Below are 14,002 nucleotides of genomic sequence, written 5' to 3'. Positions count from 1 at the left end.
AAGTGTATCCCGAACCGAGACGGCTTCCTGCTCTGCTTGGGAGCGGTCGCCCCATCACACGCACTACTTAAAGAGATTCGGGTCGGTCCCCGATGCGCCGGTGAGCGACCAGCGGGCCGGTTTCTGAGGCCGGGATACCGAGAGCGATTCGGGCGAAAGGGCCCCAGGCTGGCCGTCGGTCGCCGGCCGTGCCACGGGCCCCCGAATAACTGGCGATAGGGCGCGCACCCGAAGCCGTTAACCGGGTCCGACCCGCCGGTTCCCACATGCGAGTCACGTTTCTCGGAACCGGGAGTGCGATGCCGACGGGCGAGCGCTACCAGACCGGCCTCGTGGTCGAGGACGACGACCGCACCCTCCTCGTGGACTGCGGGAGCGGGATCCTCCACCGCCTCCAGCAGTCGGGCGTCGGCTACGAGGCGATCTCGACGGTGCTTTTGACTCACCACCACCTCGATCACGTCGCGGACCTCCTGCCGCTGTTGAAAGCCCGGTGGCTCGCGGGCGAAGACCACCTCGAAGTCGTCGGCCCGGCAGGCACGAAAGACTTCGTCGACGACCTGCTCGGGGTCCACGACTACCTCGAGGGCCGGGTCGATCTGCAGGTGCGGGAGGTCGGCGAGCACGGCTTCGAGGCGGCGGGATTCGAGATCGAAGGGTTCGAGACCCGCCACTCGGTGCCGTGTCTGGCCTACCGCTTCGGCGACGCGGTCACCTTCGGCGCCGACAGCGAGGCGTTCGAGGGGCTGGCGAACTTCGCCGACGGCTGTTCGGCGCTGGTCCACGACTGCTCGTTCCCCGACGACGTCGACGTCGACAACCACCCGACGCCGACCCAGCTCGGCCGGGCGCTCGCCGACTCGGAGACCCGGGTCGAGACGGTGTTTCTGACCCACCTCTACCCCCACACCGACGGTCGCCACGAGGAGATGCTCCAGTCGATCGAAGCCGCCTACGACGGCGACGTGCGGTTCGCCGAGGACCTCCGGTCGATCGAGGTGTGATCACTCCAGGCGGTAGCGCAACAGCGCCGCGATCCCGCCGAACCCCGAGAGCTGATCGCCGGGGGCGAACTCGCTGGAGAAGACGGTCACGTCCCCGCCCTTGCGCTCGACCGACGTGATGAGGTCGTTGACGTCGAGGTCCCACTCGCCCTCGCCGCCGCGCTCGGCCCGGAGTCGCTCGTCGAGGATCAGGAGGTGCTCGATCGCGCCGAAGTCGGCGGCCTTCTCGACCTGATCGATGCCGTACGCGACCCTCGCGCCCTCGCCGATGCGCTTGGTGAGTTCGTCGATGAGTTCGGCCTCCTCGGCGATCCGGGTCTCCTGTTGGACCTCCTCGACCGCGCCGCGCTTGAGCACCTCGTGGACGCCCCGGTCGCCGACCGCGCTGGTGTCGACCGTCGAGATCTTCTCGGTGAGGTCGGGCGCGTTCTCCTCGATGTAGTCGTAGGCGTCCTGCTTGGTGAACCCCGGACCGGCGAGCACGATCGCGTCGACGTCCATCCGCGCGAGCGCGTCGGTGAGTTCGGCGAACAGCTCGTCGCGACCGCGGGCGTACTCGCCCTTGCCGGTCGTCCCCGAGAACTCCCCCTGCTCGTCGGCGCCGTACTGGGTGACGGCGTGGATGTGTGCCTTGCCCTCCTCGACGGTGGCGATGGCCACGTCGGGGTTGTCGGTGGCCGCCTCGGCCTCTTCGAGTCGGTCGAGCTGGTCGCGCTTCCAGCGTTTTTCGATCTCGATCTCTTTGGTCTCCTCGACGTTGAGGGTGTGGTGCTGGCCGAGTTGGTCTTCCCGCGAGCAGTCGGCGATGGTGCCACTCACCCGGAGCCGGTTGGCGAACTTGTGGAACTCCACGTCGTCGACCTCGATGGTGACGTACATGTGCTCGCGCTCGCCGCCGGTGTCGCGCATCTGGTCGTCGTTGCGCTGGATGCGCCGGGTGGTGTCGCCCGACACCCGGTCGCCGGGTTCGAGCACGTAGGTGAGATGCCAGAGGTCGTCGAGGCTCTCGGGGACGAGCGAGATGCGCTCGCCGCCGCCCTCGACGCGCTGGCGGCTCTGGATTCGCATGTGTCGACGTGGGCCGCCGGTCGATAAGTCACCTGCGGTCGACGCCGCCGGCCGCCCGCGCGCCCAGCCCCGCGAGGCGAGCGACCGCGACGAGCGCGTAGGCGCCGACCGCGAGCCCGACCAGCTCGCCGACCCGACCCAAGCCGGCGAGCGCGAACCCCGCGGTACCGCCGACCGCGAGCAGAATTAGCGCGAACGTCCACGCCACGAAGTAGCCGCCGTCGGTCGCGCCGGTCCGGAGCGCGCTCGAATCCAGCGCACCGCGGAGCGACCGACGCTCGGCGGTCGCGGCGAGCGCCGCGGGCAACAGGTACGCGAGACCGGCCGAGACGAAGAGCAACGCCGTCCCCGCGCCGAAGACGAAGACGCTCGTCGCCGGCGTCTCGGGGCGCCCGGCGGCGGCCGCACCGTCGAGCGTGACCCCGAGGGCGAGCCCCGGGACGAGCAGGTAGCCGACCGCGACCGCCAGCGCGCGCGCGCCGTCGCGTGCCAGCGTCCGGAGGTCGGCGAACGCGGGCGGCTCGGCCGCGCCCTGGGCTGTCGTCCGGATCACGGCGAGCGCGTAGCCGGCGAGCAACACCACCGCCGGGACCGCCAGCACCGCGAGCGCGCCGAGGCGAGCGAACAGTCCGGCGGCGACGGCGAGCGCGGCCCCGGCAAGCAGGGTCTCCTCGTCGGCCCGACCGGGGTACGTGAGCGCCTCGCGGAACACGGTCGAGCATTCGGACGCGGGAAGATAGGTCTGACTACTCGGGGTCGTCGGACTACGCGACTGTCCGGCGATCCCCGGCGGCCTCGCGACCGCCGGCCCGGGTCGCCTCGCGGTAGCCCTGTCCGTAGAGCGAGACGGCGACGGCGGTGAAGTAGAAGATCGCGAACGGGGCGAGCGCCCACCCGAGGAACGGGATCGACGCCAGCGCGCCGACGACGGCGCCGTCGACGACGAGCACGGCGAGCGCGAGCAGCCAGCCGGTCGCGTACGGGGCGGTCGCGACGACGCTCGCGAGCTCGCGGAGCTCGAACGCCGCGCCGAACCGTCCCTCGACCGCCAGCCGGGCGAGCGCGGCGGGCAGGACGTACCACGCCACCAGTCCCGTGACGCCGGCGAGCGCGAGGCCGCCGAAGACGACCGCGACTCCGAGGAGCCCGGGATCGGCCGAGGCCACCGGCTCGACGACCGCCCGGGGATCGGTCGCGACGCCGGCGTCGGTCACTACGGTCGTCTCGACCGTGAACGCGAGCAGGCTCGCCAAGACCGCACCCAGCAGGACGACCGGGAGCGCGGCGTACGCCACCACGACGCCGATCGCTCGCAGTCCCTCGCCGAACAGGCCGCCCCAGTCGCCGAACGGCGGGGCGGGCTCGCCCGCGTTCGTGGCGGCGAGCGCGCGCTGGAAGTAGCCCGCGACGACGATCGCCGGGATCAGGAGCCACGCGAGCAGCGTGAGGATACTCCCGGTCAGGGTGGTTTCGACGCCGTCGTCGCTCTCTACGAGATACGTGAGTGCTGTTTCGAACATCGTGGGCTCCGGATCGAGAGAAACGGCTCGATTGACGTACAGACGCACGCGACGGGCTTAACCGTTGTGTGGCGGGGTCGGGCGAGTCGACCGGCCTCAGTCGTCTTTCGTCCGGCTTCCGCCGGGGGGCAGGAACTCCTGTATCAGGTCCGGGCTCGCGACCTTCCGCACGAACGAGGTGTCCTCGAAGCGCTCGCGGAACGTCCGGTAGATGCGCTTGCCGACGTCGTTCTGGGCGTACCGGCCGGGTTCGACCTCGACGTGGGTCTCGACTCGCGGGACGATCGCCTCGGGCGGCCCGCCGAGCACCCGAGTGTGGGGCTCGCAGGCGATCCCGACCGCGACCCCGACCGCCACGTCCCGGAAGTATGTGCGGTCCCCGCGGATCGCGAACCCGCCTTTTTCGAGGTACTCGCCGCTCTCGGGGGTCTTGCTCACCTGATCCGGGGTCACCATGTAGGCGTCCCCGGAGAACCGAGCGTCCTTCCAGACCGACGAGTACGAGACCGCGAACTGGGCGGCCTCCCGCTTGCTCGCGTCGGGCACGTCCACGTCCCGGGAGGGCTCGCTCGGGTCGGAGGTCTTCAGGATCGTCACCGGGCCGCCGTGGGCCTGCGCGTGGAAGAACAGGTCGTTGCCGTCCATGTACTTCTGGACGAGCTCCTCGTTCTGGTCGGCGTTCCGGCCGCCGATCACGAGGAAGTCGTCGCTCGTGCGGAACCACCGGAAGCGCTCGTACCACTGCTCCTGTTTGCGGATCGGGATCGAGGGCCGCGAGAGCCAGTCGACGTCCTCGCGGTCGCCCTCGTCGTCGGGCTCGTCGTCGGGGTCGGCCTCCCACTCGTCCCTGCGGCGCTTTGCCGCGGCCAGATCCTCGCGGGTGTCTTCGATCGCGGCCTTCGCGCCCTCCTTTTTGTCTTCGATGCGCTTTGCCTCCTTGTAGAGCCGGTCGGCGTTCTTCTCGACGCCCATCGAGGCGTCGAGGGGCACCTCGACGCCATCGAGTTCGACCGTGACGACCCCCGACTCGGGGTCGACGCGCCGGACGGCCTCGGCGGCCTCGATCCCCTTCTGGGCGCCTTCCTCGAACCGGGCTTCGATCTCCGCCCACGAGGTCCCCTCCTCGAGGGCGTTCCGGACCGTGGTGAGGATGTCGTCGGCCAGCCCGTAGTGACCGTAGAGGCGCTCTGCGCGCTCGCGCTCGGCGTCGGCCTGCTCGTCGAACCCCTCGATCGCCTGCTCTTGCTGTTCGATGATCCGGCGGTGTTTCTCGATCTCGGCCTCGAAGTCGGGGCGCTGGTCGCCGGGGTCGGCGTCGCCGGGCTCGTCGGGTTCGAGGTTGTGGTAGTAGAAGTCGACCGCCTCGTTGAAGGTGTCGAACACCTCCGATTCGAGGTCGTCGTACTCCGCGAGCGGGAGCGGCGTCACGTCCACCGGCCGGCCGTCCTCCCGATAGACGCGGGGGTCGAACTGGGCCTCTCGCACGGGGTCGGCCAGCCGCTCGATGGCGTCGAAGATCGCCTCGTAGTCGGTCTCGTCAGCGTCGGCGATGTCGGTTCCCTTCTCGACCCCGGCGCGCGTACACACCTCCTCGGCGTAGAGTCCGCCGAAGTTGAGCTGGGTCGCCAGCGTCCGCACGATGTCGGTGTCCGACTCCTCCATGTAGGCGACGAACGTCTCGTAGTCGACGTCCAGCGGATCGATGCGCTCGTCGGGGAACTCGTACTGGCTCCCGGGCGCGACCGTCCGGGACTTGAGCCGGACGGTGTCGAGGCTGTCGACGACCTCGCGGCTCTCGTCGAGGACCGCGAGGTTGCCCTGACCGAACAGCTCGGCGACGATGGTCGTGTCCTCGTCGTCGCGCTCGAAGTGAAACTCCAGAATCCGGTCGAAGCCGTACTGCTCGACGCCCGCGAAGTCCGCGCCCGACAGCCGGTTGCGAAGCATCATGGCGAAGTTCGGCGGCCGGCCCGGCGCGTCGGGTACGTTCTCGGGCGCGGAAACGTGGGCGCGCTTGTTCTCGCCGACCTCCACGATGAGCTCGACCCGTCCGCGGTCGAAATCCCGCATCTTGAGTCGCAAGAGGTCGTCGCCGTAGAGGTACGCCTTGTCGAGCTTCGCACCCTCGTAGGCCCCGAGCTCCGCGACCACGGCCGCGAGGTCGATGCTCGACAGTTCCCGCTTGCTGTCCATGCCTACCCGTTTTCCGTTGCGGGGGAAAGGCCTATCGTTACGTCGGGTCGTCGCCCCCGGAGTCGGGCGCGACGGCGCCCGTTCGACCCACTCGACGGCACCTCACAGGGCCAGCGCCACGAGCCGTCGGGCTCCGGCGCCGACCGCGAACCCCACGAGCCCGAGCGGCACCGCGAACGTCGCGGCGCTCGCGACCCCCCACAGGACCGACTCGCTCGGGGAAACAAGCTCGAACAGCGTCAGCGGGACGTAGAACCCGAGGGCCGGTCCCGCCGCGAGCGCGACGCTGACCAGCGCCCCGTCGTTGAGATACGCCCCGGCGACGGGCAGAACCGTCGCGAGCCCGAACAGGACCGCCAGATTCGGCCGGACCGCGAGGTCGACCCCCAGAACCGACGGCGGGGTGTGGAAGACGAAGACGGCGACGAACACCGCGACGGCGACCGTCAGCAGTCGCTCGGTGGTCTCCCGGTCGCGGCCCACCACCAGTCCCGAGTACTCCATACGGTCCGAACGGGCGTCGAGGCCAAAACGCTTCGGCCCCGGCCGGCTCCGGGACCGGGCGTTCAGAGTTCGATGTCCATCCCGTCGCGGCCGAACTCGACGCTGAGATCGGCGTGCTCGGCCGCCAGTCGGGCGTACTCGTCGGGGCGGCGCCGGTAGATCTCCTCGATTTCGGTGAGGACGGTGCGGTCGGGGTCGACGGTCCGGACCTGTTCGAGCGTCTGGTCGAAGGTGGTCTGGTGGTCGCGCTCGTCGGCCCACAGGTCGTCGCTCAGGATGGGGTCGCCGTCGGGCGTCTCGCGGAACATGCCACACTCTTTGACCCACAGGTCGAGGTCCTCGGGCACCTTCTCGAGGTCCAGAAACGTCGTCTCGTCGGGGGAGACGAGCGCCGAGTCGTCGCTCTCCTCGAACAGATACCCCATCGCGGCGTCCGCCGGACCGCCGGGGTCGAGGGGCGCGCCGAGCCCCGTCACTTCGACGCCGTCTCCGAGCGCCATCGTCTCGCCGTCGGCCAGAAACTCGAACTCGGCGTAGCCCCGATCGTCGTACTGGGCCTCGATATCGAGCGAGTCGGCGATGCGGTCGTAGGTGGTCTCGCTCATCACGACGGTGGCGGGGTCCTCGTTGTCCCAGTCGTCGAGGGGGTACTGCGGGCGACCGATCGCCTGGACGACGCGCAGGCCCCCGACGTGGTCCATGTGGTGGTGCGAGAGGAAGATGTACGCCACGTCGCGCACGTCCTCGCGGTTGAGCATCGCCCAGACGGACTCGGGGGCGTCCACTACGGCGTCGGCCTCGTGGACGAACGTGGCGTTGCCGTATCTCGCGTGGGGAAGGCCCTCCTCGCGGGCGGGGTCACAGACGCGACACTCGCAGGTCGGCATCGGGGTCTGGGAGTCGCCGCCCGAGCCGAGCAGGGTGAGACGCATGGAACCGGTAGCCGACCCGCGGTAAAGAACTCGGTGGCCGGACCGACCGCCCCGAGAGCCGACCCGTCGGACGCTGGGTGGTCGTTCCTTCCAAGGAAATGCTTTTGACGCTGACCGGCGGAGAGAGTCCAATGACTCCCGGTCGAATCAGCCCCGAGGCGGTACTCGCCGCGAGCGAGCGCGCGGGAATCCGCGACGAGCCGGTGACCGCAAGCGAGGTCGCCGCGGAGGTGGGATGTACTCGCCGGACCGCGCTGAACAAACTCGATACGCTGGCCGACCGGGGGACGATCCGAACCAAGAAGGTGGGCGCCCGGAGCCGCGTCTGGTGGCTCCCCGACGACGGCGACGCGCCGCCCGAGCCCGCGACGGCCGGCCTCGACGGCGTCCCGCCGGACGGCGGCGAGTCCGACCGCCTCGAGAGCGAGTTCCGCGAGATGTTCGAGCGAATCTCCGACGCGTTCTACGCGCTCGACGACGACTGGCAGTTCACGTACGTCAACGACCGCGCCGAGGAACTCATCGACTACCGCGACGCGGGTCTCGTCGGGCAGGACTTCTGGGAGGTGTTCGAGTGGGCGACCGACTCGACGCTCGGCGAGGAGTACCGGACCGCGATGGAGACCCAGGAGCCGACCGCCTTCGAGTTCTACTACCCGGAACCGCTCGAAGCGTGGTACGAGGTCTCGGCGTACCCCTCCGAGACCGGGCTGTCGGTCTACTTTCGGGACATCACCGACCGCAAGCGACGCGAGCGCGAGATCGAGGAGTACCGCTCGCAGTACGAGACGCTGGTCGAGAACTTCCCGAACGGCGCCGTCGCGCTGGTGGACCCGGACCTCCGGTACGAGGTCTTTGGCGGTTCGCCCGAGAGCACCGAGGAGCTGACCCGGACGGACCTCGAAGGCAAAGGCGTCCGGGAATCACTGCCCGAAGAGCTCGCGGACGTCGTCGTCCCGGGCTACGAGGCGGCGCTCGACGGCGAGTCCTCGGAGTTCGAGGCCGCGGTCGGCGACCGATCCTACCGGTTTCACTTCCTCCCGGTCCGGGACGACGCCGGCGACGTCTTTGCGGCACTGGGGATGTCGCAGGACGTAACCGAACGCAAGGAGCGCGAGCGGCGGCTCCAGCGGTATCAGGAGTACATCGACGCCGTCCTCGACGCGATCGACGACGTGTTCTACATCCTCGACGAGTCCGGACAGTTCCGACAGTGGAACGACAGCGTGCCCGCGGTGACGGGCTACCGCGACGAGGAGATCGCCTCGATGTCCCCGCTCGAGTTCTTCGACGAGTCGGATCGGACGCGGGTCGCGGCGGCGATCCGGGAGGGGTTCGAGAACGGGAGCGTACAGATCGAGGCCGAGACCGTGACCAAGGCCGGCGATCGAGTCCCCTTCGAGTTCGTCGCCTCGGCGCTCGACAGCCCGTCGGGCGACCGCGTTCTGGCGGGCGTCGGACGCGACATCACCGAGCAGGTCGAGCGCGAGCGAAAGCTCGAAGCGGCGGTCGACGAACTCGAAGCCTCGAACGAGCGCCTCGAGAGCTTCGCGAGCATGCTCGCACACGAGCTCCGCAACCCCGTCACGATCGGCCAGATCTACACCCGCCAGCTCCCCGACGAAACCGACTCGACGGCGGTCGAGTACGTCACCGAGGCGTTCGACCGTATCGAAGACATGATCGACGTGATGTTGGTGTTGACCCGCGGCACCGAAGCGGTCGGCGAGCGAGTGCCGGTCGATCTCGCGGCGGTCGCTCGCTCCGTGTGGGACGAGCTTTCGGTCCCGGACGCGACGCTCACAGTCGCGGTCGACCGCACGATTCGGGCGGACGAGACGTACGTCCGCCACCTGTTCCGGAACCTCTTCGAGAACGCCGTCGAGCACGGCTCGACGAGCAATCGTCCGGAGGACGATGACACCGTGGAACACTGTTCGACGGGGGATCAGCCGCCGGACGCCGAGGCCACCGCCGAGCGCGACGGCCGCGGGGTGGCGGTGACGGTCGGTGACCTGCAGACCGGGTTCTACGTCGCCGACGACGGCGCCGGGATTCCGCCCGACGAGCGCGACGCGGTGTTCGAGGCCGGCTACACGACCGCGGCCGACGGGGGCGGAACCGGCCTCGGGCTGGCGTTCGTTCAAGAGCTCGCCGACGTCTACGGCTGGGAGTGTACCGCGACCGAGAGCGACGCCGGCGGTGCGCGATTCGAGTTCCGAGACGTCGAGCGCGACCCGCCGTGTCTCTGAGCTCGCCCGTCAACAGCCCTCGTGCGACTTCCGGTCGCGCTCTCGCTTGCAAAACGTCGACGAAAAGCCCTCAGAGTCGCTTCGAAACGTACGGCCCGTCCTGATGGTACCCTAATTTCTCGCGATAGCACTCGACCTTTTCCGGCGCTCGATCGCGACTTCCGGTCGCGCTCTCGCTTGCAAAACGTCGACGAAAAGCCCTCAGAGTCGCTTCGAAACGTACGGCCCGTCCTGATGGTACCCTAATTTCTCGCGATAGTACTCCCGGGCGCCGATCCCCGAGATGACGCTGACCTTGTCGTAGCCCGCGTCGGCCGCGAGGCCCTCGGCCTTCCCGAGGAGCTTCCGTCCGTATCCCTTGTGCTGCCAGTCGTGGCTCTCGTCGCCGACTTCGACCATGGGGCCGTAGACGTGGAGCTCCCGGACGAGCGCGGCGTCAGTGAGCTCCCGACGGACGGGGTCGCCCGGGAACCGGAGCCGACAGAACCCGATCAGGAGGTCCTTGTCGGGATCCTCGTAGCTGATGAAGTGTTCGGTGCCGCCCGCGGCCTCGTAGGTCGTGACGTCGAGTTCGACGTTCTCGGGGTTCTCGTCGTTCATCCCGACCTCTCGACACCGGATACAGTCACAGCTCCAGCCGTGCTCGTCCATGCGCTTTCGGGCGAGCTGGCGGAGGTTCGACTTCCAGACGCCGGCGTCGATGAAGTCGGCGGGGATATCGCGCTGGACCCGCTGGAGCCGGGTGTACTTCGGGATCATCGACTTGATCTCGGCGACGAGCTCGGCGGCCTCCTCGTTGGTGAGCGGGTCGTACTCGTCGCGGTGCCACCAGTCGTAGGTCGCGGTCCCGCGGACCACCAGCGTGGGGTAGATCTTGAGGTAGTCCGGGCGCCACTTCTCGTCCTCGAACAGCCGCCGGAAGTCCTCCAGACACATCTCCTGGGACATGCCGGGCTGGCCGGGCATCATGTGGAACCCGACCTTGAACGCGGCGTCCCGGAGCCGCCGGTTCGCGTCGATCGACGCCTGCACTCCGTGGCCCCGGTGCATCTCGCGGTTGATTCGCTCGTAGGTGGTCTGGACGCCCACCTCGACCTTCGTCCCGCCCAGATCGAGCATCCGGTCGATCTGCTCGGGATCACACCAGTCGGGCTTGGTCTCGAAGGTAGTGCCGATGTTGCGGACGTCGTTGGTCTCGTTTTCGGCGATGACGTCTTCGAGGTACCGGAACTCGACCTCGTCGGGGTCCTCGGCGAAGCTCTCGCCCTCGGCGGGCGCGGGCTCGCCGTTCACGTCGTAGTCGTTCATCGCCTCCAGCGCGCGCTTGACGAACCACTCCTGGTAGTCGTGGCTCCGGGCGGTCATCGTCCCGCCCATCAGGATGAGCTCGACCTTGTCGACGGGGTGGCCGATCTCCCGGAGCTGTTCGAGCCGCAAGGTGACCTGTCCGTACGGGTCGTAGTCGTTCTGGACCCCGCGGGCGGCCGCCGGCTCGTGGCCGGTGTAGCTCTGCGAGGAGGAGAACTCCGAACCGGGCCCGCCCGGACAGTAGAGACACTTGCCGTGGGGACACTGGTGCGGGCTGGTCATGATTGCGACCGGCGAGACGCCCGACGCGGTGCGGACGGGCTTGTTCTGGAGGACCTCCTGGAGTTCCTCGCGTCGCTCGTCGGGCGCGTAGTCGAGCAGTTCGGAGTTCTTCGGCACCTTCGGCGAGGAGAACTCCGAGCAGACCTCGAGCTTCGCACTCTCTAGGTCGTCGCGCTCGATGTCGTCGGCGAGGATGCGCTCGACCAGCTCCTCACAGACCCGCTCGAACGCCTCGGTCTCGGTGGCGTCCGGCGTCTCGGTACTCATTAGGTGCTAATTGGTCGGTTCGTCGGGATAAGGGTGTCGTCTACGGGTGCGCTCGGCGCCTCGACTCGGCCCTCGCGGACGGGTCGGCTCGGGCCTCGAAAGCCGAGTCCGCGCTCGAAAAGAGAGCTGAACCCGAACCGGCCGACTTACAGTCGGTCGGCGATGGCTTCGACGACGGCGTCCTCGGCGGCCTCGCGCTCGCCGGCGAGGAAGTCGATGGTGCCGTCGATGGTGCCCGACGCCGACAGGCCGGCCTCGGGGGCGATCTCGTCGGCGGCCGCCGCGACCTCGCGGGCGTTCACGCGACCGTCGCTCCGGATGTGGATGTCGTCCTCGTCGACGCCGAGGGTGACGTGGTCCTCGCCCGGGGCGCCCTCGGCGCCGAGCTTCCGGCGGTGGACCTCCTCGACCAGTAGGGCGGCCGGCGGGAAGTCGAACCGGTGGGTGAACGACTCGGCGTCGAGGACGGTGAACGACACGTCGCCGACGCCCCGGACCGAGAGGTTCGGTTCGACGGTGTCGAGTTCGGTCTGGAGCTTCTGGCGGAACTGCTCGGCGACGTGCTCGGCGAGGTCGCGCTTCTCGTGTTCGAACAGGAGGTCGGTGATGAGCTCGCGTTTGTCCTCGTAGGACTGGTAGAACGCTTCGAGCGCGACCGCCTCGCGGAGCGCGGTGGTGTGGTCGGCGTCGTAGCCGGCCTCGTCGGCGAGGTCGACGTACGCCTGCGGGGCGTCCTCCCAGTAGCTGACCGCCGGGAGGTGAGAGACGCCGCTCCGGACGTCGTCGTTGACGTGGGCCGCGAGGTTCGCGCCCAGCGCGCCGACGGTCACGTCGCTCGCGTCGCCGCCGTCGAGGTGGGGGTTGACCGCCACGTCGGCGAGGTCGGCGACGCCCTCGTCGGGGTAGGTCGCGTCGACGGTGACCCGCGGCGCGTCGTAGATGTCGAGCAGTTCGAGACCGTCGCGGGACTCGTCGGTGCTTCCGGCGGCCGCCAGCACGAACAGCGGGAGCTTCTCGTCGTGGCGATCGCGGTTCTCCAGCATCTGGGTCACGTCCTTGGTGGCGTCGGCCATGTCGTAGTCGCCGCCCTCCAAGGGACGCCGGTCGAAGTAGTGGTACTCGGCGTCGCTTTTGGCGTGCTCGTCGCGGACCAGCGGGAGGACCGCCCGCTCGATGGCCGCGCCGGCCACGTAGCCGTCGGCGGTGGCGTTGTGCCGAACGATGACCGGCCGGGACTCGATGACCGCCCGGCGGATCGCCTCGGCCGCGTCGCGGATGGTGTCGTGAACCGCCGCGACGCCGTCGTGGTCGGCGAGCAGTTCGACGTCCTCGGGGCGGGCCTCGTCGCGCAGGGCGTCTTCGAGCCGGGTTTCGACCGTCTCGCGGCCCTCGCCGGTCAGCTTCTCGAGCTCCTCGGTCTCGACCTGAAGCTCGTTGTGGCGGAGTTCGACCTCGCCGTCGAGCCGGACGAAATCGCCCGTGTCGACCTCGGGGTAGGCCCGGACGCCGGCCTCGACGAACGCGGCGCAGTCGACGGTCGCGGTCTCGTCGCGGACCTCGAACACCGTCGGGCCGCTCGTCTGGCGGGCGCCGACGACCTCGCCCTCGATGCGGAGCGTCTCGCCGACCCGGTCGCGAAGCGACGCGATCTGGGCGCGGGGCGGGGCCGACTCGGTCTCCGAGTCGGCGTCGGCGCCGACGGCGTTCGCGCCGGCGCCGTCGGTGGTCGCCTGCTGGCCGTCGTCGGCGTCGTCGGTCTCGTCGGTGTCGGTCCCGCGGTCGGCGTCGGTCTCGTCGGGCTCGGCGCGGCGAGTCGACGCCGACACCGCCCCGTCGTCGTCATCGTCGGACTCGTCGGCGGGGACCGCCCCGCGCTCGGGGTCGTCGATCAGCTTCCCGCGGAACCCGCGCTCGGACTGGCGGAGCGACCAGCCGAGGTCGACGTTACCGTTGTCGCGGACGCCGGTAACTTGGACGAACACGGTCTCGCCGTCGTCCCAGTCGAGCGAGTCGAGACGGCGGTCGAGCTCGCTCTTGTGGAGGAGCCCCGTAACGTGGTCGCTGATGTTGATGAACACGCCGAACTCGGCGAACCCGTCGACTGTTCCTTTGTAGTAGCGACCCGAGGTCAGCTGATCGGGCGAATCGCCGGCAAACTCGAAGAGGACGTCCTGCTCGTGGCTCTGGCAGATCGCGCCGTCGGCAGGAGTCCCGCAGATGATACACGAACCCATCTTATACGCGAGCAAAATAGCCCCGGCCTAAAACTGTTGTCGAAATCCTCGGGCTACTCCTCGAACGCCTCGACCCCCGGGAGGTCGGCGATGCCGTCGTGGGTGCCGAGGTAGTCGGCGTCGGCGACCGCCGCCGAGAACGCCTCGACGCTCGGATACTCCCGAACCGCGAGGACGCGACCCTCCTCGACCGCGAAGACGATCTCGTCGGTGCCGTCGCCGTGCTGGTAGTGGTCGGCCTGCTGTGGGTCGTCTGGCTCCATCGACAGTAGTCGCGACGCCGAGGCCCTTGAACCTTGGCGGCGTCGAACGCATCGTGTTTAGTTTGTGGAATTGTGCCAGACGGCAAAGGCTTGGAGCCATGTTTCAGCAGTTGCTGGTTCGACGTGGCTGAAACAGTTGCTGAACGAGGAGGTCCGGCGTTTTACCTCGCGGAAG

11 protein-coding genes and 1 pseudogene are annotated in these 14,002 nt (G+C 69.1%); 2 read left to right on the top strand and 10 right to left on the bottom strand.

Annotated elements, in window-relative coordinates:
* Nucleotides 1–266: 266 nt before the first annotated feature.
* Nucleotides 267–1,004: an MBL fold metallo-hydrolase gene (locus EPL04_RS14040; protein WP_134671828.1), complete on the top strand. Its 738-nt coding sequence runs from the start codon at nucleotides 267–269 to the stop codon at nucleotides 1,002–1,004.
* On the opposite strand, the gene EPL04_RS14035 is transcribed toward EPL04_RS14040, so the two are convergent.
* From EPL04_RS14035 to EPL04_RS14010, 6 genes are all read right to left on the bottom strand, one after another.
* Nucleotides 1,005–2,072, bottom strand: a complete 1,068-nt coding sequence (locus EPL04_RS14035) for an mRNA surveillance protein pelota (protein ID WP_134671827.1) — start codon at nucleotides 2,070–2,072, stop codon at nucleotides 1,005–1,007.
* A 28-nt stretch (nucleotides 2,073–2,100) separates the two neighbouring features.
* The gene (locus tag EPL04_RS14030; RefSeq protein WP_167599485.1) at nucleotides 2,101–2,784 is read right to left on the bottom strand and encodes a DUF4013 domain-containing protein; all 684 of its coding nucleotides are present in this window, start codon (nucleotides 2,782–2,784) and stop codon (nucleotides 2,101–2,103) included.
* A gap of 52 nt (nucleotides 2,785–2,836) precedes the next feature.
* Nucleotides 2,837–3,592, bottom strand: coding sequence for a DUF4013 domain-containing protein (locus tag EPL04_RS14025; protein ID WP_134671825.1), 756 nt, complete (start codon nucleotides 3,590–3,592; stop codon nucleotides 2,837–2,839).
* Nucleotides 3,593–3,688: 96 nt separating this feature from the next.
* Nucleotides 3,689–5,785: a ribosome rescue protein RqcH gene (gene rqcH, locus EPL04_RS14020; protein WP_134671824.1), complete on the bottom strand. Its 2,097-nt coding sequence runs from the start codon at nucleotides 5,783–5,785 to the stop codon at nucleotides 3,689–3,691.
* A 102-nt stretch (nucleotides 5,786–5,887) separates the two neighbouring features.
* A complete protein-coding gene (locus EPL04_RS14015; RefSeq protein WP_134671823.1) occupies nucleotides 5,888–6,289 on the bottom strand; it encodes a hypothetical protein in 402 nt (133 codons plus the stop codon).
* A 62-nt stretch (nucleotides 6,290–6,351) separates the two neighbouring features.
* Nucleotides 6,352–7,221: an MBL fold metallo-hydrolase gene (locus EPL04_RS14010; RefSeq protein ID WP_134671822.1), complete on the bottom strand. Its 870-nt coding sequence runs from the start codon at nucleotides 7,219–7,221 to the stop codon at nucleotides 6,352–6,354.
* Between the two features lie 131 nt (nucleotides 7,222–7,352).
* Between EPL04_RS14010 and EPL04_RS14005 the strand changes: the two genes are divergently transcribed.
* Entirely contained in the window at nucleotides 7,353–9,473 is a 2,121-nt protein-coding gene (locus EPL04_RS14005) for a PAS domain-containing protein (protein ID WP_167599484.1), read from the top strand.
* A 201-nt stretch (nucleotides 9,474–9,674) separates the two neighbouring features.
* On the opposite strand, the gene EPL04_RS14000 is transcribed toward EPL04_RS14005, so the two are convergent.
* From EPL04_RS14000 to EPL04_RS13985, 4 genes and pseudogenes are all read right to left on the bottom strand, one after another.
* Nucleotides 9,675–11,330 carry a tRNA uridine(34) 5-carboxymethylaminomethyl modification radical SAM/GNAT enzyme Elp3 gene (locus EPL04_RS14000; RefSeq protein ID WP_134671820.1) on the bottom strand — a complete coding sequence of 552 codons (1,656 nt, stop codon included), beginning with the start codon at nucleotides 11,328–11,330 and terminating at the stop codon, nucleotides 9,675–9,677.
* A gap of 146 nt (nucleotides 11,331–11,476) precedes the next feature.
* A complete protein-coding gene (locus tag EPL04_RS13995) occupies nucleotides 11,477–13,564 on the bottom strand; it encodes a DHH family phosphoesterase (protein WP_134671819.1) in 2,088 nt (695 codons plus the stop codon).
* Between the two features lie 53 nt (nucleotides 13,565–13,617).
* The gene (locus EPL04_RS13990) at nucleotides 13,618–13,827 is read right to left on the bottom strand and encodes a hypothetical protein (protein WP_134671818.1); all 210 of its coding nucleotides are present in this window, start codon (nucleotides 13,825–13,827) and stop codon (nucleotides 13,618–13,620) included.
* A 57-nt stretch (nucleotides 13,828–13,884) separates the two neighbouring features.
* Nucleotides 13,885–14,002: pseudogene (locus EPL04_RS13985) on the bottom strand (IS6 family transposase); the annotation flags it as partial.

Source organism: Halorussus marinus, from assembly GCF_004521895.1.
Lineage (GTDB): Archaea > Halobacteriota > Halobacteria > Halobacteriales > Haladaptataceae > Halorussus > Halorussus marinus.
This window is presented reverse-complemented; position numbering and strand designations above follow the sequence as displayed.

Coding starts and splice junctions, on each gene's coding strand:
- EPL04_RS13995 (WP_134671819.1), bottom strand. CDS start 13,564: ATGGGTTCGTGTATCATCTGCGGGACTCCTGCCGACGGCGCGATCTGC.
- EPL04_RS14040 (WP_134671828.1), top strand. CDS start 267: ATGCGAGTCACGTTTCTCGGAACCGGGAGTGCGATGCCGACGGGCGAG.
- EPL04_RS14025 (WP_134671825.1), bottom strand. CDS start 3,592: ATGTTCGAAACAGCACTCACGTATCTCGTAGAGAGCGACGACGGCGTC.
- rqcH (WP_134671824.1), bottom strand. CDS start 5,785: ATGGACAGCAAGCGGGAACTGTCGAGCATCGACCTCGCGGCCGTGGTC.
- EPL04_RS13990 (WP_134671818.1), bottom strand. CDS start 13,827: ATGGAGCCAGACGACCCACAGCAGGCCGACCACTACCAGCACGGCGAC.
- EPL04_RS14005 (WP_167599484.1), top strand. CDS start 7,353: ATGACTCCCGGTCGAATCAGCCCCGAGGCGGTACTCGCCGCGAGCGAG.
- EPL04_RS14015 (WP_134671823.1), bottom strand. CDS start 6,289: ATGGAGTACTCGGGACTGGTGGTGGGCCGCGACCGGGAGACCACCGAG.
- EPL04_RS14035 (WP_134671827.1), bottom strand. CDS start 2,072: ATGCGAATCCAGAGCCGCCAGCGCGTCGAGGGCGGCGGCGAGCGCATC.
- EPL04_RS14000 (WP_134671820.1), bottom strand. CDS start 11,330: ATGAGTACCGAGACGCCGGACGCCACCGAGACCGAGGCGTTCGAGCGG.
- EPL04_RS14010 (WP_134671822.1), bottom strand. CDS start 7,221: ATGCGTCTCACCCTGCTCGGCTCGGGCGGCGACTCCCAGACCCCGATG.